Annotated in this window: 20 protein-coding genes; 7 read left to right on the forward strand and 13 right to left on the reverse strand. The window is 71.0% G+C overall.

The genetic code is table 11. From position 1 onward, the window contains the following. Position 1 precedes the first annotated feature (1 nt). Together OG559_RS09095 and OG559_RS09100 are read right to left on the reverse strand one after the other, a co-directional pair. Positions 2 to 829 (reverse strand): ABC transporter permease, encoded by an 828-nt coding sequence (locus OG559_RS09095; protein ID WP_405114248.1) that lies wholly within the window; start codon positions 827 to 829, stop codon positions 2 to 4. Between the two features lie 18 nt (positions 830 to 847). Continuing rightward, complete coding sequence (locus tag OG559_RS09100) at positions 848 to 2,218, reverse strand: L-serine ammonia-lyase (protein WP_405114250.1); 1,371 nt, start codon at positions 2,216 to 2,218, stop codon at positions 848 to 850. Positions 2,219 to 2,745: 527 nt separating this feature from the next. On the opposite strand from OG559_RS09100, the gene OG559_RS09105 reads away from it, so the two are divergent. Further along, a complete protein-coding gene (locus tag OG559_RS09105; RefSeq protein ID WP_350884137.1) occupies positions 2,746 to 2,952 on the forward strand; it encodes a PspC domain-containing protein in 207 nt (68 codons plus the stop codon). Between the two features lie 74 nt (positions 2,953 to 3,026). Here OG559_RS09105 and OG559_RS09110 read toward each other — a convergent pair whose 3' ends face one another. Further along, positions 3,027 to 3,725 (reverse strand): DUF4230 domain-containing protein, encoded by a 699-nt coding sequence (locus OG559_RS09110; RefSeq protein WP_396669050.1) that lies wholly within the window; start codon positions 3,723 to 3,725, stop codon positions 3,027 to 3,029. Positions 3,726 to 4,110: 385 nt separating this feature from the next. Here OG559_RS09110 and OG559_RS09115 point away from each other — a divergent pair, with 385 nt between their 5' ends. Continuing rightward, positions 4,111 to 5,163 (forward strand): DUF262 domain-containing protein, encoded by a 1,053-nt coding sequence (locus OG559_RS09115; RefSeq protein ID WP_405114253.1) that lies wholly within the window; start codon positions 4,111 to 4,113, stop codon positions 5,161 to 5,163. 1,323 nt (positions 5,164 to 6,486) lie between these two features. Further along, a complete protein-coding gene (locus tag OG559_RS09120; RefSeq protein ID WP_405114255.1) occupies positions 6,487 to 6,735 on the forward strand; it encodes a hypothetical protein in 249 nt (82 codons plus the stop codon). A gap of 20 nt (positions 6,736 to 6,755) precedes the next feature. Here OG559_RS09120 and OG559_RS09125 read toward each other — a convergent pair whose 3' ends face one another. The 5 genes from OG559_RS09125 to pdxH all read right to left on the reverse strand — a co-directional run bounded on the left by OG559_RS09125 (position 6,756) and on the right by pdxH (position 10,833). Then, complete coding sequence (locus tag OG559_RS09125) at positions 6,756 to 7,061, reverse strand: type II toxin-antitoxin system VapB family antitoxin (RefSeq protein ID WP_405114257.1); 306 nt, start codon at positions 7,059 to 7,061, stop codon at positions 6,756 to 6,758. A 219-nt stretch (positions 7,062 to 7,280) separates the two neighbouring features. Further along, on the reverse strand, positions 7,281 to 7,883 hold the full coding sequence (locus OG559_RS09130) for a nitroreductase family protein (RefSeq protein ID WP_405114259.1): 603 nt from the start codon (positions 7,881 to 7,883) through the stop codon (positions 7,281 to 7,283). 22 nt (positions 7,884 to 7,905) lie between these two features. After that, entirely contained in the window at positions 7,906 to 8,835 is a 930-nt protein-coding gene (locus OG559_RS09135) for an aldose 1-epimerase family protein (RefSeq protein WP_405114261.1), read from the reverse strand. A gap of 10 nt (positions 8,836 to 8,845) precedes the next feature. Then, complete coding sequence (locus OG559_RS09140) at positions 8,846 to 10,150, reverse strand: MFS transporter (protein ID WP_405114263.1); 1,305 nt, start codon at positions 10,148 to 10,150, stop codon at positions 8,846 to 8,848. Further along, on the reverse strand, positions 10,147 to 10,833 hold the full coding sequence (gene pdxH / locus OG559_RS09145) for a pyridoxamine 5'-phosphate oxidase (protein WP_405116507.1): 687 nt from the start codon (positions 10,831 to 10,833) through the stop codon (positions 10,147 to 10,149). The genes OG559_RS09140 and pdxH overlap by 4 nt, the downstream gene beginning before the upstream one ends. 246 nt (positions 10,834 to 11,079) lie before the next feature. On the opposite strand from pdxH, the gene OG559_RS09150 reads away from it, so the two are divergent. The 4 genes from OG559_RS09150 to OG559_RS09165 all read left to right on the forward strand — a co-directional run bounded on the left by OG559_RS09150 (position 11,080) and on the right by OG559_RS09165 (position 15,977). Then, positions 11,080 to 12,186, forward strand: coding sequence for a citrate synthase 2 (locus OG559_RS09150; protein WP_405114265.1), 1,107 nt, complete (start codon positions 11,080 to 11,082; stop codon positions 12,184 to 12,186). A gap of 319 nt (positions 12,187 to 12,505) precedes the next feature. Next, positions 12,506 to 13,633 (forward strand): phosphoserine transaminase, encoded by a 1,128-nt coding sequence (gene serC, locus OG559_RS09155; protein WP_405114267.1) that lies wholly within the window; start codon positions 12,506 to 12,508, stop codon positions 13,631 to 13,633. Positions 13,634 to 13,818: 185 nt separating this feature from the next. Beyond that, positions 13,819 to 14,907, forward strand: coding sequence for a septation protein SepH (gene sepH, locus OG559_RS09160; protein WP_405114269.1), 1,089 nt, complete (start codon positions 13,819 to 13,821; stop codon positions 14,905 to 14,907). Between the two features lie 83 nt (positions 14,908 to 14,990). Then, positions 14,991 to 15,977, forward strand: coding sequence for an aldo/keto reductase (locus OG559_RS09165; protein ID WP_405114271.1), 987 nt, complete (start codon positions 14,991 to 14,993; stop codon positions 15,975 to 15,977). Between the two features lie 83 nt (positions 15,978 to 16,060). Here OG559_RS09165 and thpR read toward each other — a convergent pair whose 3' ends face one another. The 5 genes from thpR to OG559_RS09190 form a co-directional block, all read right to left on the reverse strand. After that, on the reverse strand, positions 16,061 to 16,639 hold the full coding sequence (gene thpR / locus OG559_RS09170; protein WP_405114273.1) for an RNA 2',3'-cyclic phosphodiesterase: 579 nt from the start codon (positions 16,637 to 16,639) through the stop codon (positions 16,061 to 16,063). Between the two features lie 13 nt (positions 16,640 to 16,652). Further along, positions 16,653 to 17,162 carry a hypothetical protein gene (locus OG559_RS09175; RefSeq protein ID WP_405114275.1) on the reverse strand — a complete coding sequence of 170 codons (510 nt, stop codon included), beginning with the start codon at positions 17,160 to 17,162 and terminating at the stop codon, positions 16,653 to 16,655. Between the two features lie 124 nt (positions 17,163 to 17,286). Beyond that, positions 17,287 to 18,567, reverse strand: a complete 1,281-nt coding sequence (locus tag OG559_RS09180) for an MFS transporter (protein ID WP_405114277.1) — start codon at positions 18,565 to 18,567, stop codon at positions 17,287 to 17,289. Positions 18,568 to 18,631: 64 nt separating this feature from the next. Further along, positions 18,632 to 19,081: a MarR family winged helix-turn-helix transcriptional regulator gene (locus OG559_RS09185; protein ID WP_405114279.1), complete on the reverse strand. Its 450-nt coding sequence runs from the start codon at positions 19,079 to 19,081 to the stop codon at positions 18,632 to 18,634. A 127-nt stretch (positions 19,082 to 19,208) separates the two neighbouring features. Next, positions 19,209 to 20,687, reverse strand: a complete 1,479-nt coding sequence (locus OG559_RS09190; protein ID WP_405114281.1) for an NCS2 family permease — start codon at positions 20,685 to 20,687, stop codon at positions 19,209 to 19,211. Between the last annotated feature and the right edge of the window lie 35 nt (positions 20,688 to 20,722).

Genomic DNA, 20,722 nt, shown 5'->3' on the forward strand with positions numbered 1-20,722 from the left:
ATCACAGCTCCTTGAGCACGGCGGGTTCGAGCCGGCGGAACGCCCACCAGCCGGCCACCAGCACCAGCAGGCTCGCCACGATCGTGGTGGTCAGCAGCCGGGCGTCGGGGAACTGGTCCGGGTACCAGACCGCGTGGTGGAGCTGGAAGATGCCGACCAGCGGGTTCAGCTCGTACCCGGTCTTCACCCAGCCGGGCATGGTGGACTCCCGGACCAGGCTGAGCGGGTAGATGATCGGGGTGGCGTAGAACAACAGCCGGATCAGCAGCCGCATGAACCGCTCGATGTCGCGCATCAACACGTTGAGCGCCGACAGCAGCAACGCCAGCCCGACCAGCAGCACCGCCTGGACTGCGACAGCGAGCGGCAGGGCGAGCACCGACCACCCGGGGTGCACCTCACCGCGCGCCACGTAGACGGCGGCGATGGCGACCAGGATCGGCAGGCCGGCGGCGTACTCGGCGAACCGGCCGGTGATCCGGCTGATCGGGAAGACCTGGCGCGGCACGTTCAGCGTGGTGATCAGCCGGGCCTGCCCGGTCAGCGCGTTGGTCGCCTCGCTCAGCGCCGAACTGGTCCACATCCAGGCGAAGATGCCGGTGATCAGGAACAGCGGGTACGACGCGGCGGCCTGCCCGAGGTGCCGGCTGGTGTCGCCGGAGTAGAGCACCCCGAAGACGAACCAGTAGATCGCCCCCATGCCGAGCGGCTCGATCAGCGACCAGAGGTACCCGAGCACCGACTGCTGGTACTTCACCGCCAAGTCGCGCCGGACGAGAATGCGCAGCGAGTTCCGGTGCGCCCACAGCGCCCCGACGCCAGACGTCACCCCCGCCTCCTCGCCGGATCAGCACTCGATCACGTTGACGGCCAGGCCGCCCCGCGCCGTCTCCTTGTACTTGACCTTCATGTCGGCGCCGGTCTCACGCATCGTCTTGATCACCTTGTCCAGCGAGACGTGGTGCACCCCGTCGCCGCGCAACGCCAGCCGGGCGGCAGTGATCGCCTTGATGCTAGCCACCGCGTTCCGCTCGATGCAGGGGATCTGCACCAGGCCACCGACCGGGTCGCAGGTGAGCCCGAGATTGTGTTCCATGCCGATCTCGGCCGCGTTCTCCACCTGCTCGGGCGTCCCGCCGAGGGCCTCGGCGAGCCCGGCGGCGGCCATCGAGCAGGCCGAGCCGACCTCGCCCTGGCAGCCCACCTCGGCACCGGAGATCGAGGCGTTCTCCTTGAACAGCACGCCGATCGCCCCGGCCGCCAGCAGGAACCGGACCACGCCCTCGTCGGACGCCCCCGGCACGAACCGGGTGTAGTAGTGCAGCACCGCCGGGATGATCCCCGCAGCGCCGTTGGTCGGGGCGGTGACCACCCGGCCGCCGGCCGCGTTCTCCTCGTTGACCGCGAGCGCGAACAGGGTCACCCAGTCCATCACCCGCAGCGGGTCGGTGGTCCCGGTGTCCGCCTCCAGGCTGCGCCGCAGCTCCGCCGCGCGCCGCCGCACCTTCAGCCCACCCGGGAGCACGCCGTCGCGCTCGCAGCCCTGCTCGACGCACTCCCGCATCACCCGCCAGATCTCCAGCAGCCCGTCGCGCACCTCGCCCTCGGTGCGCCGGGACAGCTCGTTGGCGAGCATCACCTGGCTGATCGACAACCCGTTGCCGGCGCTGACCCGCAGCAGCTCGGCCCCGGTCAGGAACGGGTACCGGACCCGGGCGGTGTCGGGGACGATCCGGTCCGCCCCGGCCGCCTCCTCGTCGACCACGAACCCGCCGCCGACCGAGTAGTACGTCCGCTCCCGCAGCTGCGCCCCCGCGGCGTCGTACGCGACGAAGGTCATCCCGTTCGGGTGGTACGGCAGCGACCGACGCCGGTGCAGCATCAGGTCCCGGTCCGGGTCGAAGTCGATCTCCTGGACGCCGAGCAGGCCCAGCCGCCGCTCGGCCCGGATCCGCGCCACCCGGGGCCCGACGGTGTCGGTGTCGACCGCCTCCGGCGCCTCGCCCTCCAGCCCGAGCAGCACCGCCCGGTCGCTGCCGTGGCCGTGGCCGGTGGCACCGAGCGAGCCGAACAGCTCGGCCCGCACCCGGGCCGTCGCGGTGAGCAGCCCGTCGGCTTTGAGCCCGGTGACGAACGTCCGGGCGGCCCGCATCGGGCCCACGGTGTGCGAGCTGGACGGCCCGATGCCCACGCTGAATAGGTCGAAAACGCTGATCATGTGCACTTCCTCGCCGTCGACCCCGCAGTGCGGGCCCGGCCCGGTCGCGGCCTCCCCCGGTCGGGTCGGCCGTCCCACCGCCGTCCGGGTGTGGACGGCCCAACCGGCCAGCCTACCCGCCCAGGTCACCCCCCTCCAGTCCCCGCACGCCGCCCCCACCGCAGCGTCAAGATCCGCGCCTAATTCACGGAAAGAGTGGTCTCCGCACCCCCGCGAGGCCACTCTTTCCCTGAATTAGCGCGATCCGGCGCGGCGCGGGGCGGGGCGGGGCAGCGCGGCGCGGGGCGGGGCGGGGCAGCGCGGCGCGGGGCGGCGCGGGGCGGGGAGGCGCGGGGCGGGGAGGCGCGGGGCGGGGAGGCGCGGGGCGGGGAGGCGCGGGGCGGGGAGGCGTCACGGCGGGGGTGCCCGGGTAAGCACCTACGGGACCGGGGTCGCGGGATCCCCCTCGGGACGGAGGGCGGGGCGGTCGTCCGTTCCTACCGTGGAACACAGAAGCGGCGGGTACGCCGCAGAGTGGGAGTACGACGATGAGTCGCAAACTGGTCCGGCCCCGCGAGGGGCGCATGCTCGCCGGGGTTTGCGTCGGCCTGGCCCGCCGGTTCAACACCTCCGCCAACATGATCCGGCTGCTGTTCCTGCTGTCGCTGCTGCTACCCGGCACCCAGGTGATCGTCTACCTGGTGCTGTGGGTGCTCATGCCGAACGAGGACCGCTACGCCGCCGCCCGCCACTGACCCGCCACCCACCACACGCGGAAGCGCCCGCCCCGGCAGTCCGGGGCGGGCGCTTCGTCGCTGGCGGGAGGGCGTCAGGGTGCGGTGTAGGTGACGGTCACCTTCTCGTACCCGAGGGAGCGGAGCAGGCCCTCCAACATCTTGCGGGTGTTCTCCTCGGCGCGGGCGGTCAGCCCGCTGTCCCGGGCGGCGGCGGTAATCCGGTCCTCGGCCAGCTTGTACACCTGCTGCTGGCGGTTCGGGTCGCCCTTGACCAAATCGTTGAGCCGGTTGAGCAGCCCTCGCTGCTGCGCGACGACGTAGCTCTTCTCCATGTCCAGGTTGGTCTGGGCGAGCTGCGGCGCGGGAAGCTTGACCTCGACGGACTTCCCGTCGGCCGACACGACGATCGCCCCCTCGGCGATCTTGCCGAAGTCGACGTACGCCTCGACGCTGCCCGCCCCCACGAAGAGGGTGCGCTCGTTGAGCAGGAACTCCGGGACGTTGTTCCGGTCGTTCTGCAGGTCGACCACGACCTGGAAGTTGCCCTCGGCCGCGACGTAGCGGCTGAGATCCTGGATCGACTTCAGCAGCGGTGGCTGGCTGCGGTCGGTCTGCTCCTTGCTGAACGGGTTGCGGAAGTCCGGAAAGACCCCGGCCACCTGCGTGCCGAGCAGCACCACCACGGCCAGCGCCGCGGCGCCGAGCACCACGAGCAGCCCCCGGGCGGGCCCGGAGGGGCCCCGCGGGGCGGGCCGGTCGACCTGACCGTCGGGCTCACCGTCAGGGGACATCGCGCTCACCATCCTCGATCGGACACATCGTCTTCCGATGACGGTACGGCCCTCGTGCGACACCCGCTCGGCGAGAACCCGGTCTACGCGTGTCGCACTCTGGACGGTCCCCTCCGCGCCGCGCCGGGACTGGGTCGTCGTGCCAGGTCACCAGCCGCCCCGGCAACGTGGTGGGCCGACCGGAGCGCGACGGCGGAGACTGGGGACCTGTCCCGACGGCCGGCACAGCTACCCGCCGGCCCCAACCCCGGCCTCTGCTGTGTCCAGCTCTCAAAACGTGCGCGGTCAGCGGCAGCCGGGACGTACTGCGCTATGGTCCAAGGTCTTTGCAGGTGCGGCTTGAGGGGTAGCACTCGGTTGGCTGTCAAGGCGGTAGCCTGCCGTCATGGTGGACATCGAGAGCGTCGAGGCGCAACTGAACGCGGAGCGCCGAAAGGTCGACGTTGCTACCCACAATTTTTCGGTGCGTGAACTGACTCGTATGATGTCGGACGAGGAGTTGAATGTCGCTCCTGAGTATCAGCGGAAATTTCGTTGGACCGAAGCGGGGGAGTCAGCCTTCATTGAGTCAGTCTTCCTTGGCCTTCCCATTCCGCCGATTTTCGTAGCAACAAACGTGGGATTTCAATGGGAAGTGGTTGATGGGCTCCAGCGCCTATCCACATTGATGCACTTTATGGCGGAATGCCCGGAAGACCTTGCCATTATCAACAGGATCGCTCCGCTTAGGCTGACCGGCTTGGAGAAACTCTCTGAGCTAAACGGAAAACTAGCCGACGATCTTCCCAAGTCATTGCGAGTTTACTTCGGGCGTCAACCGCTTCAGGTTGTGTCCTTGACCGATAAAAGCGATTTGCAGGTCCGGTTCGATGTATTCGAGCGCCTCAACAAAGGTGCCGTTGCGTTGACGGCCCAGGAAGTCCGAGCATGTGTCTACCGAGGAGACTTCAACGCATTCCTTGAGGAGCTTTCTGGAAATGCTGACCTGGCGGCCTTGTTGCGATTGCAGGACGTCAAGAAGCATGATGGAACGAAAGCTGAACAGGTCCTCAAGTTCTTTGCATACAGAGAACGCCGAGCCGCTTTTGATGGCCGGGTCGAACACTTCCTGAATACGTACATGGAAGACGCTACTCAGGCGTTTGAATATGAAAAGTCCAGGCGCGAGTTTGCTGAGTCGACAGCTAAACTTCGTGAATTATGCAGTGGCGGCCCCTTCCTTAGATCGGACTATGGAGTTACTCCGCTAGTCCAATTCGAGGGATGTCTCGTGGCTGTCGCGGACCTGCTCAACGACAAGGTTCCCATCGTGCAGCCCGCCGGGAAATGGTTGGACGATATCGAACTGAAGCGGGCGAGCATGGGTGGATCGAATACCCGCGCCGCCCTCGCTCGCCGCATCGACCGCGCGAAGGCACTGCTCAGTGGCACTGCATGATGCCTTAATTGCGGAGTTACATAGCCAAATTGATCGCCTGTTGGACCGATATGATGATTTACGTCGGTATCTAGTGGGCGCAGAGTCTCTTACCCGGGAGAATCCCGCAAAATGGGGATTCGCCTCGCGTGAAGCGCGCGGCGCCGCAGTCGTTGGCGCTATGGCGGAACTGGAGGCGTCAACGCGAATTTTCATCCAGCTTACTCACCGAGAACTCAACCAGGCGGCAATCCCGGTTAAAGGTATCAGGTCATCTCTCCGCGCATTAGCTGCACACGCCGAACTGGAGAGTCTGCGGCATACAGGCGACAACTCAACCTTGTGGACCCGGAAGGCGTATGCCACAACTCTGGATACATGCAGTGAGCTTACGAAGTTCCCGATAATGCGGAAGACGTCCCAGCCTCCACTTGACGGGAAAACACTGAAGCCCCCACACTTCCATCACCTTTGGCAGGTCTACGGCTTGCCCGGAGTTCCCTTTCCTGCGGTCTCGTGGGAGGGCTCCCTTCTAAAGATAGCGCTTGCGCGGAACGACATTGCCCATGGGAATTCCCATTTCCGAGAAATATTTCTTCAACCAGGCCGCGAAGCGGCCGACATCGAGCGATACCTGAATGATTTGAGCTTGTTTGCGATCCATCTGGTGGCGGAGTGGGAGGTATACCTTACGAGGCGTCTTTACCTAGCATTTCCCTGATGTTAGGAAATTCATTGGACGGCTTGGGCGGCCGTGAACCCTTGAGCGCGGACCAACTGGGGATGTGTCAATAAAGGATCGGCACTGTGGCTGGCTAAGTCCTTGTGCCGACCCCATCTCGTTCACATCGAGAGGCCAGGGTTCGGCAGTAGGAACAGATACCGGCCTTTTCCATCGACGTTGCCGGTGCGCTATACCAACGCGTACTTTTAGTCGATGTGACACGCCACCGCCCGCCCCGCCTGCCGATCGGTGAGGTTTCCGCATGCTGCAACGCCCACACCAATCAGGGCCGACGACACCCCACGACGGCCATCGACCGGAGGCGCGACAGGAGGGATGACCCCGGCGGGCGCGTTCGTCGAGGGAGCCACCCCGGTCCTTCCCTGCGCCCGACGAGTGGGTGTCCCCTCTCCAATCTCGACGGAGAGGCGAAGTCATGTCGTACCCAGGGAAACGGCACTGGTCCCGGCGCGGCCAGCACTGCGTGTGCCAGGTCTGCCGGCCGCACCAGGCGGCGAAGCCGGATCCCGAACCGACGCTGGCCGGTCCGAACCCCGCGCCGAGGCCGGCCCCCATCGCCCCGGAATTCGATACCGTACAACCCACCACTGATCGGCCCGATGATTCCCCCGCACCCCGGGCCCGCGCAGCCGCCCGCACCCGCCGATCCGCCCGATTTGGCTGTGCCGGGCCTGCGGTATGGCGCAGCTGTCTCTGCTGACGAGTACCAGGGCAACAGCACGACCCTCCTGATCTACCTCGCCACCCTGAAGTTGGAGGCCGCTACCCAGCTCGCGGCGTTGACGCCCGGCACGCCGCCTACCGACCTGACCGACCGGTTCCTGTCCTGGGCACGCGCCCGGAGGTGACGGAGGCCCGACAGCGTTCCTCAGTTGGCCTGATCGGAGAGCACCAGCACCCGGGCGTGGATCTGGTTGCGCTGCTGGAGGGCGGCGCGCAGCGCGCGGTGCAGCCCGTCCTCCAGGTACAGCCCGCCGTTCCACTGCACGACGTGCGGGAACAGGTCGCCGTAGAAGGTGGAGTCCTCGGCGAGGAGCTTGTCCAGCGCCAGCTCGCGCTTGGTGGTGATCAGCTGGTCCAGCCTCAGCGGGCGCGGTGGGATCTCCGCCCACTGCTTGAGCGTCAGGTTGTGGTCCGGGTAGGGACTCCCGTCCCGGACCGCTCTGAAGATCACGACGGTGCGCTCCCCTCCCCCTGACCGGGCCGACCCGCCGCGTCGGGTCGCATCGCGGTGTGGCGCCGCGCGTCGCGGCACCGATGACCGTGCCAGCGTAGCCGCCCGTGCCACACCGCGTTTTACTCCCTCATGTCGCATTCACTACTGCGGCGCCCCGGCCCCGGCCGCCCGGACCGGGTCCCGCGCCGCCGGTCGCGGTCGGTTCCGGCGGACCGGTCAGCTCCAGCGGCCCCGGTGAACCACCTCGTCGACCGGGCGACGCCCCCGGCTCAGCGACGGCGACCGGTGGTCCGGTGCCCGGTAGCCGACGGTCAGCGCGCCGATCGGCTGGTACTTCTCCGGCACCCCGAACGCCTGCCGGTACGCGACTGTGCGCTGGGGCGGGATGCCGAAGAAGCACGCGCCCAGCCCCTCGTCCACCGCGGTGAGCAGCATCAGCAGGGCGGCGAAGCCGGTGTCGACATGCCAGTACGGCACCGGCCAGCGCTCCGTCGAGCGGTCCGCCCAGCCCTTGTCCGGCTCGGCGTACCGCTCCAGGTACGCCGACCGGTTGGCGTGCGGCACGACGATCAGCGGTGCCCGCCGCATCCCGGCCAGCCACCGCTCCCGCCCACCGTCGTCCGGGGTGGTTGCCACCCAGAACCGCTCCCGATCCTCCGGCGCCTCCAACACCAGGAATCCCCACCCCTGGGCGAACCCGGCGGACGGGGCCCGGACCGCGTGGTCGAGCAGCCGCTCGACCACCTCGGGCGGGACCGGGCGGTCCGGGTCGTAGTTGCGCACCATCCGGCGCCGCCGGACGACCTCGGCGAACTCCATGTCGCTCCCTCGCGCCGGCCGGTCAGGCCCCGGGACGGATGCCCCAGGTGCCCCGCCAGGTGTCCCCCGGCTCCAGCGTGATCACGTCCTTGCCCGAGCGGAACGCGTCCGGCGGGCAGGTCATCGGCTCGACGGCCACCGAGCGCCGGTGCCGCTCCCCGCCGAGGGTGTCCCCGGTGAAGACCTGCCACCAGCCGAACTCCCGGTCCGCCCAGATCCGCACCGCGACGGCGTCGTCCGGGGCGGCCAGTGTCACCGAGGAGCCGCCGTCGGCGGCCCGGAACACCTCGCCGAAGGCCGCGTCGAGCACCGCGTCGCCGATCCTGCGCGGGCTGGTGTAGTCGTACTCGGTGCCGGCGACCGGAGTCGCCCCGACCGGTAGCAGCCGCCCGTCCAGCATCACCCGGGTCCGCCCGGGCACCTGGATCGAGATGTCGTCGACCGCCACCCCGGGCAGCCGCAGGTACGGGTGCGTCGAGAAGCCGAAGGGGCAGGGCCCGTCGCCGACGTTGGTCACCTCGTGCTCGACGAGCAGGCCGTCCGGGCCCACGGCGTACCGGTTGCGCAGCCGCAGGCCCCACGGGTAGCCGGGGGTCGGCGGCAGGTCGTAGCCGACCGTCACCGCGTCGTCGGCCTGCTCGACCAGGTGCCACCGCGCCCAGTTGACCAGGCCGTGGATGGCGTTGTTCCGGGTCGGCTCGGTCAGCGTGAGCTGCAACGACCGCCCCCCGAAGGAGTACTGCCCGTCGCGGATCCGGTTGGGCCACGGGGCCAGCACCTGCCCGGCCCCGCCGGGGCAGATCTCGTCGAGGTCGTACCCGTCGAGGTAGTCGACCCCGTCGTGCCGGTATGTCCGTAGACCGCCGCCCACCTCCACGATGACGGCCTCGTGGCCGGCGGCGGAAATGGTCCACTGCGCGCCTGACGGCGGGGGGGTCGCGGCGTTCTGCATGCCGGTGACCTTAGCCGTTGGCTCCATGCGTACGCGGTGTGGCGGCCCGGTAGCGGATCAGGGCCGGGAAGACCGCCACCAGCAGCACCGCCAGCACCGCCGCGGCCAGGCCGCCGCCGACCCAGGCGACGCCGGTGCCGAACCCGGCTGCCGTCGCCCCCGCGCGCAGGTCGCCGAGGCGGGGCCCGCCCGCGACGACCACCGTGTTCACGCCCTGGAGCCGGCCGCGCATCCGGTCGGGCGCGTGCACCAGCAGCATCGTCTGTCGCAGCACGGCGCTGATCAGGTCGGCCGCGCCGGCCAGAGCGAGCAGCCCGACCACCAGCCAGAGCTGGCGGGCCAGCCCGGCGGCGGCGATGGCCAGCCCCCAGCCGAACACGGCGAGGACCAGCGCCAGCCCCTGCCGGCGGAGCCGGCCGATCCAGCCGGAGGTGAGCCCGCCGAGCATCGACCCGATGGCGATCGCGCTGTAGAGCCAGCCGACCGCAGCACCACCGCCGAACCGTTCCTGGGCCACCTGGGGGAAGAGCGCCCGGGGCATCGCCAGCACCATCGCGATCAGGTCGATGACGAAGGAGAGCAGCAGCACGGGGGTCGCGGCCAGGTAGCGGAAGCCGTCCACGATGCTCCTCAGCCCCGCCCGGCGGGGCGCGGCGGTGCCGTCCGGGTCGGGCTCGGGGCGCAGCGCCGGCAGCCGGAAGGTGGCCCACAGCGAGACGGTGAAGAGCAGGGCGTCCACCGCGTACGCCACCGGCAGGCCGAGGCCCGTGCCCCAGCCGGCGAAGATCAGGCCGGCGGCCAACGGCCCGAACACCGAGGTGACGGTGTGGGTGGTGTAGTTGAGCGTGCTCGCCGCGGCCACCAGCTCCGTCGACACCAGGCGGGGCAGAATCGCGCTGCGGGTCGGCGAGGTGACCGCGAACGCGGTGGACTGCACCGCCACCAGGGTCAGCAGCAGCGCCGGGCTGCCCACCCGCAGCAGGGCCTGGACCAGCAGCGCGAGCGTCGACGCCCAGAGCAGCGCCCCGCCGGCGAGCAGCACCCGGCGGCGGTCCAGGACGTCGGCGACCGCCCCGCCCCACAGCCCGAAGACCAGCAGCGGCAGGAACCCGGCGACGCCGAGCAGGCCCACCCAGAACGAGCCGCCGGTCAACGCGTACATCTCCACCGGCACCGCGACCGCGGTGAACTGGAAGCCGAACATGGCCACGGCGCTGCCGAGCCACACCCGCCGGTACGCGGGCACGCCGAGCGGGCGCAGGTCGATCGCCCAGCGGCGCGCCCCGCGTGGCCGGGCCTCCTTGACGGCGGTCACGGGGCCAGCCGCTCCACCACCCAGCCTCCGTCGTCGGCCGTCCCCGGGGCGGGCCCGGTGCGGCGGAACCGCAGCCGGTCGTGCAGCCGGCTGGCCCGGCCCTGCCAGAACTCCACCGTCTCCGGGCGCACCCGCAGCCCGCCCCAGTTCGGCGGGGCGGGGATCGGCTCCACCTCGGCGAAGCGCTCGGCCGCCGCCCGGTAGCCGGCGTCCAGCGCGGCCCGGTCCGGGATCACCCGGGACTGTGCGCTGGCCCAGGCGCCGAGTTGGGAGCCGCGCGGCCGGCCGGCGTAGTACGCCTCGGTGTCAGCCCGGTCCACCGGCTCGATCCGCCCGGCCACCACCACCTGCCGCTGCATCGCGAACCACGGGAAGACCAGGCTGGCGTACGGGTTGGCCAGCGCCTCGACGCCCTTGCGCGAGCCGTGGTTGGTGAACAGGACGAAGCCCGCCGCGTCGTACCGCTTGAGCAGGACGGTGCGGCCGCTGGGGCGGCCCTGGGCGTCGGCGGTGCCGAACACCATGGCGTTCGGCTCGGGCAGCCGGGCGGCCACCACGTCGGCGAACCAGCGGGCGAACTGGGTGTGCCAGTCGGCCGCCAGGTCCACCTCGGAAAGGCCCAGGTCGGCGGCGTACTCGTTACGCATCCCCGCCGGTCCGGGTGTGTCACCCGTCACAGTCAGTCTCCCTCTCGTCGGACCGCCCGCATCCGCACCGCTGGCCAGCCCGCACCCCCCAGTCTCACCGAGGCCCGCCGGACGTCCGCCGGCGGGGATGAGGCGTGCAGCACAGTCGCACTGGGTCGCGCAGTCGGTTACCCAGCAGGCAAGATGTCACGAACACGTCCCTGAGGATCGCCTAAGGCGCTCGACCGGCCGGGCCGGATGAGCCCGGGGCGGGCGCATCGAGCAGATCCAGGAGAGAGCGACATGGCCGACTTCAAACCGGGGCTGGAGGGCGTCGTAGCCTTCGAGACCCAGATCGCCGAGCCGGACAGGGCGGGGGGCGCACTGCGCTACCGCGGCGTCGACATCGAGGACCTGATCGGTCAGCTCTCCTTCGGCAGCGTCTGGGCGCTGCTGGTCGACGGGCGCTTCGGGCCGGGGCTGCCGCCGGCCGAGCCGTTCCCGGTGCCGGTGCACTCCGGCGACATCCGGGTCGACGTGCAGTCCGCCGTCGCCATGCTCGCCCCGTACTGGGGACTCAGCCAGTTGCTGGACATCTCCGACGAGCAGGCCCGCGAGGACCTGGCCCGGGTCTCGGTGACCGCGCTCTCCTTCGTCGCCCAGTCCGCCCGCGGCCTGGGCCTGCCGGCCGTGCCGCAGAAGGAGATCGACAAGGCCGAGACGATCGTCGAGCGCTTCATGAAGCGCTGGCGCGGCGAGCCCGACCCGCGGCACGTCAAGGCCGTGGACGCCTACTTCATCTCGGCCGCCGAGCACGGCCTGAACGCCTCCACGTTCACCGCCCGGATCGTCGCCTCCACCGGCGCGGACGCCGCGGCCTGCATCTCCTCCGGCATCGGCGCCCTCTCCGGCCCGCTGCACGGCGGCGCCCCCTCCCGCGTGCTCACCATGCTGGAGGCCGTCGAGCGCAGCGGGGACGCCGAGGGGTACGTCAAGGGCGTCCTGGACCGGGGCGAGCGGCTGATGGGCTTCGGCCACCGGGTCTACCGGGCCGAGGACCCGCGCGCCCGGGTGCTCCGCCGCACCGCCAAGGATTTGGGCGCGCCGCGCTTCGAGATCGCCGAGGCGCTGGAGAAGGCCGCCCTGGCCGAGCTTCAGGCCCGCCGGCCGGACCGGGTGCTCGCCACCAACGTCGAGTTCTGGTCGGCCGTGGTGCTGGACTTCGCCGAGGTGCCGGCGCACATGTTCACCTCGATGTTCACCTGCGCCCGGATGGGCGGCTGGAGCGCGCACATCCTGGAGCAGAAGAAGCTCCAGCGGCTGGTCCGCCCGTCGGCCACCTATGTCGGCCCGGGCCCCCGCAAGCCGCAGCAGGTCGAGGGCTGGGACGCCATTCCGCACGGCGTCTGAGCCGGGCGTCCTCCCGACGCAGTCACCACCTGGGTGCGCGACGCCCGTCCGACCCGTCAGCGCCAACGCGAAGGGGCCCCGCCGATCGGCGGGGCCCCTTCGCGTTGCCGGGGGGCTGCCCAGCCGCGCGGCCGGCGGATGTGTCACACGCCTCACCGCCGGGTGTCCGGGTCGGCCCGGGTGCGAGGATGAATGCTCGGCAGAGCCGCCGGACCAGGTTCGGATCCCGGCCGACCGTGCGCCCACGCACGCGACCGCCGTCGGTCCGCACCCGCCCACCCAGACCGGGCCCCGCCCACGCGGAAGGATCTCGACAACCGTGGCTGACGCACCGACCATCCGGATTCCCGACGACATCAAGCCCACCGACGGGCGGTTCGGCTGCGGGCCGTCCAAGGTCCGTCCGGCGGCCGTCTCCGCCCTCGCCGACGCGGCGACCAACTTCCTGGGCACCTCGCACCGGCAGAAGACCGTCCGGGACCAGGTCGCCCGGCTGCGGCGCGGCATCGCCGAGTTCTACTCCCTTCCCGAGGGCTACGAGGTGATCCTCGGCAACGGCGGCACCACGGCGTTCTGGGAGGTCGCCGCGTTCGGCCTGATCCGGGACCGGGCCCAGTTCGCCAGCTTCGGCGAGTTCGGCGCGAAGTTCGCCAAGTCGGTCAGCCAGGCGCCGTTCCTCGGCGAGCCGACCGTGCGCAAGTCGGAGCCGGGCAGCGCCCCGACGCTCGTGGCCGAGGCCGGGGTCGACGCGTACGGCCTTCCGCAGAACGAGACGTCGACCGGCGTGGCCGTGCCGATCAGCCGGGTGGCCGGTGCCGACGAGGGCTCGCTGCTGCTGGTCGACGCCACCTCCGCCGCGGGCGGCCTGGCGGTCGACGTGCGCGAGACCGACGTCTACTACTTCGCCCCGCAGAAGTGCTTCGCCTCCGACGGCGGCCTCTGGCTGGCCCTGATGTCGCCGGCCGCGCTGGAGCGGGCCGCCGAGATCAAGGCCTCGGGCCGGTACATCCCGGCGTTCCTCGACCTGGTCACCGCGATCGACAACTCGCGGCTGGAGCAGACGTACAACACCCCGGCCCTGGCCACCATCTTCCTGGCCGCCGAGCAGACCGACTGGATGAACGAACAGGGCGGGCTGGACTGGGCGGCCAAGCGCACGGCCGAGAGCGCCGGCATCGTGTACGGCTGGGCCGAGCGCTCGGCCGTGGCGACCCCGTTCGTCACCGACCCGGCGCTGCGCTCCAACGTGGTCGCCACCGTCGACTTCGCCGACGGGGTGGACGCGGCGGCGATCACCAAGGCGCTGCGGGCCAACGGGATCGTCGACACCGAGCCGTACCGGAAGCTGGGCCGCAACCAGCTCCGCATCGCGCTCTACCCGGCGGTCGAGCCGGCCGACGTGGAGGCGCTGACCGCCTCGATCGACTACGTCGTCGAGCGGCTCTAGGCATCGTCACACTGGGTGGTCGCCAGGCCGCCGACGGCCACCCAGTGTGATCATCCTCGCAGCCCGTCCGCGACATGCGGGTGTCGGTTCCCCCACCTGGTGACGGATGGGCGTACCGTGGTGCGAGACGCCCGGGTGGCCGACTCGTGGCGCGCGGCCAGCGAAGCGGGACGGAGGCAACGCTCATGCGCCCAGTACGCTTCGTCGCCCTCTCCGAGGACGGCCAGGCGCTGGTGCTCGCCGACGAGGTCGGGCGGCTGCTCGCCCTGCCCATCGACGAGCGGATCGCCGGTGCCATGCACGCCGAGCCGGGTGCGCCCCCGCTCGCCGTGGTGTCGAACACCGCCGACCTGGTGCCGTCGCTGTCCCCGCGCGACATCCAAGCCAAGATCCGCTCCGGCGAGTCAGCCGAGGACGTCGCCCGCATCGCGGGCGTCCCGGTCGACCGGGTGCTGCGCTACGCCGGCCCCGTGCTCCAGGAGCGGGCGATGCTCGCCCAGCACGCCCGACGCACCCGGCTCAAGGGCGCCGAGAAGCCGACCCCGCTGGCCGACGTGGTCAACGGCCGGCTGGCCCAGCACGGGATCGACACCGAGAAGATCTCCTGGGACGCGTACCGTCGCGACGACGGCACCTGGCGGATCATCGCCACCTGGCCGTCGGGCAAGGCCACCGCCCAGGCGGTGTGGGACCTGGACAAGACCCGGCAGAACGTCACCCCGCACGACGACATGGCGCAGTACCTGTGCGCCGAGCGTCCCACCCCGATCCTCGGGCAGGAGCCCGCGCCGGAGCGGGGCGGCCACGCGCTGCCCGGCCCGTCGCGCGCCGAGCCGGGCCGGGGCGGGCACGGGTTGCCCGCCGCTACCGGCGATCACGGCCGCCCGGGGCGGGACCCGATCCGCGCGGGGCGGGACGCCCTGCTCGCCTCGCTTGACCGTCCACTCGGCTCGACGTCCGGACGCGGCCTGGAGCCGCGCACGCCGGCGGCGCTGGCCGGGTCCGAGGCGCCCCGGCAGCGGCCGGTCGGCGGGGGGGCTGCGGCCCTGCTCGGCGGCGGCCAGGGCTCCGCGTTCGACGACGACTCGGACGCCCCGAAGGAGATCCCGGCCGTGCCGTCGCTGGCGGTGCTCCGGCCCCGCCGCACGGGGTCCGCCGCGGCGGCGGCCGGCGGGAACGAGTCGACCGACGCCTCCGGCAAGCCCCGCAAGCGGCTGCCGAGCTGGGACGACGTCCTCTTCGGCAGCGGTCCGGCGGCCCGCGAGTCCTCCTGACCCACCCGTTTGCCGGGAGCGTGCCCGCCACGCCCCGGCAAACGGCGAGGCACTCGAAGTGCGCCCGTGGCAGGGTGGGCCGCATGGAGTACACGAATCTGGGACGCACCGGGCTCTCGGTGAGCCGGCTCTGCCTCGGCACCATGAACTTCGGGCCACAGACCAGCGAGCCGGACAGCTTCGCTGTCATGGACCGGGCGCTGGAACACGGCATCAACTTCTTCGACACCGCCAACGTGTACGGCTGGCAGACCGGCGAGGGAATCACCGAGCAGATCATCGGCCGTTGGTTCGCCCAGGGTGGCGGCCGGCGGGACAAGGTCGTCCTGGCGACCAAGGTCTACGGCAAGATGGGCGAGTGGCCCAACGAGCAGGGCCTGAGCGCCCGGCACATCGTCCGGGCCTGCGAGGATTCGCTGCGCCGGCTCCAGACCGACGTCATCGACCTGTACCAGATGCACCACGTCTCCCGGGTCACCCCGTGGGAGGAGATCTGGCAGGCCATGGAGACCCTGGTCGCCCAGGGCAAGGTGATCTACGTCGGTTCGTCCAACTTCGCCGGCTGGCACATCGGCCAGGCGCAGGCGGCGGCCGAACGGCGCAACTTCCTCGGCCTCGTCTCCGAGCAGTCGATCTACAACCTGCTGACCCGCCACGTCGAGTTGGAGGTGGTCCCGGCCGCCCAGCACTACGGCCTCGGCATCATCCCCTGGTCGCCGCTGCACGGCGGGCTGCTGTCCGGGGTGCTGCGCAAGATGGCCGAGGGCGGGGCCGCCCGGGGCACCAGCGGCCGGGCCGCCGAGGCCCTGGCGGAACACCGGCCGGCGATCGAGGCGTACGAGAAGTTCTGCGCGGAGCTCGGCCACGACCCGGCGGACGTGGCGCTCGGCTGGCTGCTCTCCCGGCCGGGGGTGACCGCCCCGATCATCGGGCCGCGCACCCTCGACCAGCTCGACCGGTCGCTGGGCGCGCTGGACGTGCGGCTCGACGAGGCGGCGCTGGCCCGGCTCGACGAGCTGTTCCCGCCGGTCGGCAAGGGCGGCCCGGGCCCGGAGGCGTGGGCCTGGTGACGGGTCCGTGACCAGCTGTTGAGCGGCGGTGTGCCGGCCCCCGACGTGGGAGGCCGGCACACCGCCGGCCTGCGGAACGGGCCTCAGACGGGCCAGGCTGCCAGCCGGTCGTACGTCGGCCGGGGGCCCTGGTGGCTGCGGGCCAGCACCAGCTCGGCGGCCGGCCACCGCGGTCCCAGGTAGTCGTGCAGGGCCTCCCGGTCGGCGGCCACGTCGGCGCGGTCGATCCGGTCGCCGGGCCGGGCGATGGTCAGGTGCGGGCGGAACGGCTTCTCGTCGTGCGGCAGCCCGCCCCGGCTCAGCCCGATCCGGACCAGCCGGGCCAGGACGCGAAGCGCCTCGACGTCGCCGCGCACGTCCACCCAGAGCACCGTGAGCCGGCCCTCGCCGAAGCTGCCACCGCCACCGAGCCGCAGCACCGGTGAGCCGACCCGGCCGGCCCGGAACGTCTCGGCGGCGATCCCGAGGGCGCTCTCCGCATCGACCAGCCGGCCCGCGTCCACCTCGCCGAGGAAGGCGAGGGTGAGGTGCGCGTTCGCGGGGTCGGCGAGCCGGACGTCGGTGCCGACCGCTGCCGCCCGGCCGACCCGCAGCCGGGTCACCTCGGCGGCCAGGTCGGCGACGGCCGCAGCCGGCGGGTAGACCGCGACGAACAGCCGCATCCGGGTACGCCGTTCAGTGGCGCCGCTGGCGGTGCGGGGCACGGGCGGCGGGCAGGGTCAGCCCGGCGGCGTGCAGCGCCCCCTCGACCCGGACCCGCTCGATCTCCCGGTCGACGCCCGCCAGCTCGCCCAGGTGCTCGGTGAGCCCCAGGCACCGGCAGGCCGCCCGGAGGTGCTCGTCGTACGCGTCGAGGACGGCGGCGTGCCAGATCACCGCCCGGCCGACCTGGTTGACCCGGTGACCGCCGAAGCGGCGCAGATCGGCGGCGATCTCCTGGAGGGATCGGCGGTCGGCCCGGTCGAACTCGGTCAGGTCGATGCCCCGGGTGAGCGAGTCGGCCTCGACGGCCTGGTCCAGCCGGGCGACGGTTCGGCGTTCTTGGCGGCGTTCACGCCACTCGGCGTACCCGCAGGCGACCCGGTCGATGATCTCGTCGGCGCAGCAGAGCAGCGCGAAGGCAACCGGCAGACTCGCGACAGCGGCGAACGCCAGGACGAGGAGAATCGCGCGGCCTACCTCCACGTATCGACGCTAAGCCCCCGCACGCCTGTCCGCTACCGCATTCTTGACATCCATGTTTATCAATTTCTAGCCCACCCGCAGGCGGGGTCCTGCTCGCCGGAGGATGCCGACAGGGGACCTTCCGTCACTCCGGGGAGACGACGTAGAAACGGGGCATCGGGAGAATCCGCAGGCGCAGGCGGGCACCCGAGCGGCGCAACTGCCAGGCGAGCGCGATCAGCGCGGTGGCCAGCGAGATCAACCCGCCGATCCAGATGCTCGCCCCGGCGCCGAAGGTCTCGGCGACCCAGCCGATCAGCGGTGCGCCCACCGGGTTGGTGCCGAGGAAGACCAGCACCCACAGCGCCATGACCCGACCCCGGAACGCGGCGTCGGTGCCGAGCTGCACCCGCTGGTTGGCGGCCTGGGCGAAGAACACCATGAAGAACCCGGCGGGCAGCAGCAGCGTCACCACCATCCAGTACGCCGGCACGATCCCGACCAGGGTGCCGAAGACGGCACAGCCGATCGCCGCGCCCAGCACCACCCAGACCGACGGGCGGCTGCGCCGCCCGGTGCCGGCCAGCGCCCCGCCCAGCGCGCCGACAGCCAGGGCCGCGCTGAACAGGCCGAACGAGGCGGCGCCGGTGTTGAACACGGTCTTGGCCAGGGCGGCCAGGGTGAGCTGGAAGTTGAACAGGCTCATCCCGATCACCGACATCACCGCCATCGGCAGCAGCAGGTCGGGGCGGCGGGCGACGTACCGTAGCCCGTCGACCACCCGGGCGGAGTCCCGCTCGCCGACCGGCGGCAGGGCCTCGCGGTACAGCTCGGCGGGACGCATCCGGACCACGTTGGCCAGCGGGGCCAGCGAGCTGACCGCGGTGAACAGGAACACCGGGCCGACGTCGACGACGGCGATGGCCAGTCCGGCCACGGCCGGGCCGACGATCCGGGCCGAGTTGAACACGGCGGCGTTGAGCGACAGCGCGTTGGGCAGCAGGGATGTGCCGACCAGCTCGGAGACGAACGCCTGCCGCACCGGGGTCTCCACCGCGTTCGCGACGCCGAGCAGGGCCGCGAAGACGAAGACGTGCCAGAGTTCCACCAGGCCGGTGAACACCAGCAGGCTCATCCCGAACGCCAGCACCGTCCAGAACACGTTCGCGACGAACAGCAGCAGGCGCTTGTCGTACCGGTCGGCGAGCCGCCCGGAGATCAGGGTGAGCAGCAGCACCGGGGCGAACTGGAGCGCGGTGACGAAGCCGAGCGCGGTGGCGGAGTCGCCCGAGAGCTCAAGGACGAGCCAGTCCTGGGCTATGAACATCATCCAGACGCCGATCATCTTGATCAGCTGCCCGGACGCGAAGAGCCGGTAGTTACGGACCTGCAATGACTGGAACATCGTGCTCAGCTTCGCCTGCACCCTGTGTGCGCCTCCTCGGTCGTACGCGTCATCGACGGCGGACGGCGCGGGCGCGGTGGCGCGGTCAGGCGCGGGCGAGCTGCTGGAGGATCTCGGACGCCCTCTGCAATGTCTCCCGGTCGGACTCGGTGAGCTCGGCCAGCCGGTGGGCCAGCCACTCGTCGCGGACCCGCTCGAACTGGTCGAGCACGACCTGCCCCCCCTCGCTCGCCGAGAGGATGACCTGCCGGCGGTCGGTCGGATGGGGGGTACGCCGTACGAGGCCGCGCTCCTCCAACTTCGCCACGATCTTGGTCATCGTCGGCGGTTGCACCCGCTCAACATCGGCCAGTTCCCTGGGCGTCAGCGCGCCCGCCAGCCTGAGGCTGGTGAGCGCGGAGAGCTGGGTGACCGTCAGGTCGCCCACCGGACGGGCCTGTCGGACCCGCCGGTTGAGCCGGGTTATCGCATCGCGCAACTGGGGGGCCAGTTGCGCCGGTGGCACGCGCTTCGCCGTCACCGTCCGCTCCGTCACGATAGTTAGCCTAGCTAATAAGCCTGGCTAAGGACATCCGATATGACCATGCTCACCAGGGAGTTCATGACCGAAAGGCCGGGGTACCCGAATAGGGAACCCCGGCCCGGCCGACCACGGTGGGTCGTCAGAGCACGACGGACTCGATCGGCCCGCGCAGGAAGTACAGCACGAAGAGCGCGGCCACCCCGTACAGCAGGGGGTGCACCTCCCGGGCCTTCCCCTTCGCCAGCTTGACCACCACGAAGGAGATGACGCCGGCGCCGATGCCGTTGGAGATCGAGTACGTGAACGGCATCAGGGCGATGGTGAGGAACGCCGGGATGGCGATCTCGTAGTCGGTCCAGTCGATGGTCCGCACCGCGGTCATCATCAGGAAGCCGACCACCACCAGCGCCGTGGACGCCGCCTCGAACGGCACCACCAGGGACAGCGGCGCGAGGAACATCGCGAGCAGGAACAGCACGCCGGTGACCAGGTTGGCCACGCCGGTCCGCGCGCCCTCCGCGACACCGGCGGCGCTCTCGACGTACGACGTGTTGCTGGAGACGCTCGCCGCGCCACCCGCCGCCGCCGCGATCGAGTCGACCAGCAGGATCTCCTTGGCCCGCGGCGGGGTGCCCCGCTCGTCGAGCATGCTGCCCTCCTGGCCGATCGCGACCATGGTGCCCATCGTGTCGAAGAAGTCCGTGATCAGCAGCGTGAAGACGAACATCAGCGGGATCAGCCAGCCGACCCGGCTCCAGGAGTCCAGCACGTTGAAGTTGCCCAGCAGCGACAGGTCAGGGACGTCCACGACCTTCTTCGGCAGCTCCGGCACGTTCAGCGCCCAGCCGTGCGGGTTGGGCTTGCCGTTGACGAAGGACGGGCCGACGTTGGCCACGGCCTCCACGATGATCGCCATCACGGTCGAGGCGAGGATGCCGATCAGGATCGCGCCCCGGACCCGGCGGACCACCAGCACGATCGTGACCAGCAGGCCCACCACGAAGACCAGCAGCGGCCAGCTGACGATCTTGCCGTTGATGCCGAGCCCGACCGGGACCGTCGTGTTCGCCACATCCGGGATACGGCGGACGAAGCCGGCGTTGACCAGGCCGATGATGGTCAGGAAGAGGCCGATACCGACGCCGATCGCGGTCTTGAGCTGGGTGGGCACCGCGCGGAACACCGCGGTACGCAGGCCGGTGAGCACCAGGATCGCGATGAGCACACCCTCGATCACCACCAGGCCCATCGCGTCGGCCCAGGTCATCTGTGGGGCGATCTCGTACGCGACCAGCGCGTTCACGCCCAGGCCGGCGGCCAGCGCCATCGGGAACCGGCCGACGACCCCCATCAGGATGGTCATCAGGCCGGCGACCAGCGCCGTCGCGGCGGCCAGCGCGGGGATGGACAGCTTCTTGCCGTCGCCGTCGATGGCGCCGCCGAGGATCAGCGGGTTGAGCACCACGATGTAGGCCATCGTGAAGAAGGTCGCCAGACCACCTCGGACCTCGCGGCTCAGCGTCGAGCCGCGGGCGGTGATCTCAAAAAATCGGTCGAAACCGTTACGGGGGCGGGCTGGATCGGGTGCATTGCTCTTGTACGGCGGCGCAATGGCCATCTGGTCCTCGCAGGTGATCTTCCGTCTGTCGCGCG

This window comes from Micromonospora sp. NBC_01405 (genome assembly GCF_045040155.1).
GTDB lineage: Bacteria > Actinomycetota > Actinomycetes > Mycobacteriales > Micromonosporaceae > Micromonospora.

Coding starts and splice junctions, on each gene's coding strand:
- OG559_RS09110 (WP_396669050.1), bottom strand. CDS start 3,725: ATGTCCCCTGACGGTGAGCCCGACGGTCAGGTCGACCGGCCCGCCCCG.
- OG559_RS09165 (WP_405114271.1), top strand. CDS start 14,991: ATGGAGTACACGAATCTGGGACGCACCGGGCTCTCGGTGAGCCGGCTC.
- sepH (WP_405114269.1), top strand. CDS start 13,819: ATGCGCCCAGTACGCTTCGTCGCCCTCTCCGAGGACGGCCAGGCGCTG.
- OG559_RS09100 (WP_405114250.1), bottom strand. CDS start 2,218: ATGATCAGCGTTTTCGACCTATTCAGCGTGGGCATCGGGCCGTCCAGC.
- OG559_RS09120 (WP_405114255.1), top strand. CDS start 6,487: ATGATTCCCCCGCACCCCGGGCCCGCGCAGCCGCCCGCACCCGCCGAT.
- OG559_RS09150 (WP_405114265.1), top strand. CDS start 11,080: ATGGCCGACTTCAAACCGGGGCTGGAGGGCGTCGTAGCCTTCGAGACC.
- OG559_RS09105 (WP_350884137.1), top strand. CDS start 2,746: ATGAGTCGCAAACTGGTCCGGCCCCGCGAGGGGCGCATGCTCGCCGGG.
- OG559_RS09190 (WP_405114281.1), bottom strand. CDS start 20,687: ATGGCCATTGCGCCGCCGTACAAGAGCAATGCACCCGATCCAGCCCGC.
- OG559_RS09115 (WP_405114253.1), top strand. CDS start 4,111: ATGGTGGACATCGAGAGCGTCGAGGCGCAACTGAACGCGGAGCGCCGA.
- OG559_RS09130 (WP_405114259.1), bottom strand. CDS start 7,883: ATGGAGTTCGCCGAGGTCGTCCGGCGGCGCCGGATGGTGCGCAACTAC.
- thpR (WP_405114273.1), bottom strand. CDS start 16,639: ATGCGGCTGTTCGTCGCGGTCTACCCGCCGGCTGCGGCCGTCGCCGAC.
- OG559_RS09135 (WP_405114261.1), bottom strand. CDS start 8,835: ATGCAGAACGCCGCGACCCCCCCGCCGTCAGGCGCGCAGTGGACCATT.